Here is a 3,541-nt window from a genome sequence, read left to right as displayed (position 1 = left end):
CAAGGGTGCTGTCAAAACCGCCGGAATGACAGCACCCTTGTCGAGATCATCGCCGAAGGGGGCGGGCGAGGGGGACGGGGTCATCTTGGGTGGTGAAACCGACACCTGATCAGCCAAAAAGCGTCGATTTCACGACGCAGGATGCCCGACCCCTTCTCCTGCTGTCCATTATGCCCGGTATGTTCCGCCCGGACGGGGTGCGGGCGCCACGAACGCGGGGGCCGCCCGCCTTCCTCGCAGTGCCGCCCTCCCGGACCGGGAGGGGCCCGCCGCCCGGCAGGCGGGGCCGGGGAACCGCCCCGCTTCTTCCGTCGCTGCCCATCGCGGTGACCACGCACACGCGCCGCGCCCGACGGCGCTGCCGTAAGGGCTGCCGGCCTTCCTCGTCGCTGCCGTCCACGCCACGCTCCGGCGGCCCGCCGCCCGGCCGCGGCCTGAAGTGGGGGACCTGCTCAACCGCTCACCCGGACCGCGTGCGGCCCGCCGCCCGGCCGGGGCCCGGGAGCGGGGCATCGGCTGGGCCGCCCCCGTTGGCGGCGGCTGTCCGGGGTGGAGCGGCTATACGGCGGCGTCCGCCCGCGGCGCCTCGCCCTCCGCCCGTGGCGCCTCGCCTTCCGTCCGGGGTGACGCCGCCTCTGACGTGGCTGCGATCCGTCCGTGCCGGAGGTGGAGGCGGTGGTCGGCCCGTCCGGCCGCCTCCGGGTCGTGGGTGGCGAACACCACGGTGACCCCCTCGGCCGCCACCTCTTCCAGGACGCGCTGGATCGCCTCCTGGGCCCGCGCGTCCAGGCCGGTCGACGGCTCGTCCAGCAGCAGCAGGTCGGACTGCTGGGCCAGGCCCTGCGCCAGCAGCACCCGCTGGCGCTGCCCGCCGGACAGGGCCCCGAGCGGGCGGTCGGCCAGGTCGGCGATGTCCAGGCGCTCCATGCACCCCGCCACGACGGCCCGGTCGCGCTCCCCGGGCCTGCGCCAGGGGCCCAAGTGCTCCCACCGCCCCATGGCGACCGTCTCGCGGACGGTCACCGGCAGCGCGTCGGAGACCGCACTGCGCTGCACCACCAGCGCCGCCCGCCGGAGGTGGCGGCGCTCGACCCGTCCGCGCTCCGGGGCGTGCACGCCCGCCAGCACCCCCAGCAGCGTCGACGTCCCCGACCCGTTGGGCCCTACGAGCGCCGTGGTGCGGCCGGACGGAACGGCGGCGTCCACCCCTTCAAGGACCGGTGTGCGGCCGTACCCGGCGCTCACGCCGTGCAGTTCGACGGCGGTCGGTGTGCGGTGGTTCACGGCGCCTCCCCGATTGACAATGAAAATCATTCTCAGTGTACGGTCGTGTCCATGGAATGGTTGACCGCCCCCTTCGAGGTGGCCTTCGTCGCCCGCGCCCTGGTCGCCGGGGTGCTGGTCTCGGCCGTCTGCGCACTGGCCGGGACCTGGGTCGTGCTGCGCGGCATGGCCTTCCTCGGCGACGCGATGGCGCACGGCATGCTGCCGGGGGTGGCGCTGGCCTCGCTGCTGGGCGGCAGCCTGTTCCTGGGCGCCGCCCTGAGCGCGGCCGCCATGGCCGCCGGTGTCACGGCGGTCACCCGCAGGACCCGCCTGTCCCAGGACACCGCGATCGGCCTGCTGTTCGTCGGGATGCTCTCGCTCGGCGTGATCATCGTCTCCCACTCGCAGTCCTTCGCCGTGGACCTGACCGGCTTCCTGTTCGGCGACGTGCTGGCCGTGCGCCCGGCCGACCTGGCCGTCCTGGCGGGCGCGGCCGCCGCCGCGGCGGCCCTCGCCCTGGCGGGCCACCGCGCGTTCGTCGCCCTGGCCTTCGACCCCCGCAAGGCCGAGACCCTGGGCCTGCGCCCGCGCCTGGCGCACCTGGCCATGCTCGGCCTGGTGACCCTGGCGATCACGGCCTCCTTCCACGTGGTGGGCACCCTGCTGGTGTTCGGCCTGCTCATCGCGCCCCCGGCCGCGATGGCGCTGTGGGCCCGCCGCATCCCGTCGATCATGCTCGGCGCCGCCCTGATCGGGTCGGCCGCCACCGCCGCCGGACTGCTCCTGTCCTGGCACCTGGGCACCGCCGCCGGGGCGACCATCGCCGCCGTCGCCGTGGCCTCCTTCTTCGCCTCCGCCCTGGCGGCGCGCCTGCGGGACCGCAGGGTGCCGGAGGGCCGGAGCCCGCGCCCCGCGCGGGAGCACCGCCCCCCGCACCCGTCCGACCCCCCGGAAGCCACGAGCCCGGAAACGGAGCGCGCGTACCTGCGATGACGATCCGAACCCGAACCCTGCCCGCCCTTGCCTGCGCGGCGGGCGCCCTGGCGCTCGCCGGATGCGGGCCCGAGGGCGGAGCCGCCGGGGACACCCCGGCCGAATCCCCCGCACAGCCGCACGGATACGTCGAAGGCGCCGAGGAGACCGCCGAACCCCAGTGGCGCCTGGTCCTGGCCGACACCGGGGACGGCGCCGTGCACCTGCTCGACCCGGCGACCGAGGAGGTGAGCCCGCTCGGCACCGTCCCCGGGGCCCAGCACGCCGCCACCGACGGGCGCCACGCCTACATCTCCGCCGACGGCTCGGTGACCGTCCTGGACAGCGGCACCTGGACGGTCGACCACGGCGACCACGTGCACTACTACCGCGCCGAGCCGGGCACGGTCGGCGAGACGGAGGCCGAGGGCGCCCCGGGCGTGACCGGGGACGCCGCCGTCTCGGTGCTGTCCACCGGCGACGGCGCACCGGTGCTCGACCGCTCGGCCCTGGACGAAGGGGAGGTCGAGCAGGTCGCGCGGCCCGACGGCGCCGCCGTCGTCCCCTACGCGGGGCGCCTGCTGGCCGTCGGCGCCGACGGGGACGCCGTGCAGGTGCTGGACCGCGGCGGCGACACCGAGGACACCCTCGACGAGACCTGCCCCGACCCGTCGGGGCAGGCGGTGACCCGGCGCGGCGCCGTGCTCGGCTGCTCGGACGGCGCCCTGGTGGTGACCGAGGACGACGGGAGCGACGAGGACGAGGGCGCGCTCACCGCGGAGAAGGCGCCCTACCCCGACGGGGAGGACGCGCCCCCGGCGGAGTCCTTCCACCACCGCCCCGGGGCCCCGGTCCTCGCCGGGCTCGCGGCCGACGGCGAGGGCGCATGGGTGCTCGACGTCGGCTCCGCCGAGTGGACCCGCATCGACAGCGGCCCCGCCGTCGCGGTGAGCGCGGCGGGGGAGGGCCTGCCCGTACTCGTCCTCGGCGAGGACGGGACCCTGCGCGCCTACGACCCGGCCACCGGCGAGCGCACCGCCGAGCGGGAGCTCATGGACCCGGTCGAGGGCGACGGCCCACCGCCCTCGGTGTGGATCGACACCGCCCGCGCCTACGTCAACGACCCGGCCGCCGACGCGGTCCACGAGATCGACTACAACGACGACCTCCGCGTCGCCCGCACCTTCGACCTCGAATTCAGCCCCGACCTCATGGTCGAGACGGGCTCCTGACCCCTCCTCCCGCCCCCGCACCCCTCGGCCCTCACCACCCCCCGGACGACCCCCGACGACCGACCGGGACG

At 76.2% G+C, this 3,541-nt stretch carries 3 protein-coding genes; 2 read left to right on the top strand and 1 reads right to left on the bottom strand.

The window, feature by feature from the left end; translation table 11 throughout:
- Nucleotides 1-558: 558 nt before the first annotated feature.
- Complete coding sequence (gene aztA / locus O4J56_RS31885) at nt 559-1,284, bottom strand: zinc ABC transporter ATP-binding protein AztA (RefSeq protein ID WP_270690957.1); 726 nt, start codon at nt 1,282-1,284, stop codon at nt 559-561.
- Nucleotides 1,285-1,335: 51 nt separating this feature from the next.
- Between aztA and aztB the strand changes: the two genes are divergently transcribed.
- Together aztB and O4J56_RS31875 are read left to right on the top strand one after the other, a co-directional pair.
- The gene (aztB, locus tag O4J56_RS31880; protein WP_270690956.1) at nt 1,336-2,259 is read left to right on the top strand and encodes a zinc ABC transporter permease AztB; all 924 of its coding nucleotides are present in this window, start codon (nt 1,336-1,338) and stop codon (nt 2,257-2,259) included.
- Nucleotides 2,256-3,470, top strand: coding sequence for a hypothetical protein (locus O4J56_RS31875; protein WP_270690955.1), 1,215 nt, complete (start codon nt 2,256-2,258; stop codon nt 3,468-3,470). Before aztB ends, O4J56_RS31875 begins: the two co-directional genes overlap by 4 nt.
- Nucleotides 3,471-3,541 lie beyond the last annotated feature (71 nt).

Origin of the sequence: Nocardiopsis endophytica (genome assembly GCF_027706725.1) — a bacterium.
Taxonomy (GTDB): Bacteria; Actinomycetota; Actinomycetes; order Streptosporangiales; family Streptosporangiaceae; genus Nocardiopsis_A; species Nocardiopsis_A endophytica.
This window is presented reverse-complemented; position numbering and strand designations above follow the sequence as displayed.

Excerpts from the sequence above, each read along its gene's own strand:
- aztB (WP_270690956.1), top strand. The coding sequence starts at position 1,336 with ATGGAATGGTTGACCGCCCCCTTCGAGGTGGCCTTCGTCGCCCGCGCC.
- O4J56_RS31875 (WP_270690955.1), top strand. The coding sequence starts at position 2,256 with ATGACGATCCGAACCCGAACCCTGCCCGCCCTTGCCTGCGCGGCGGGC.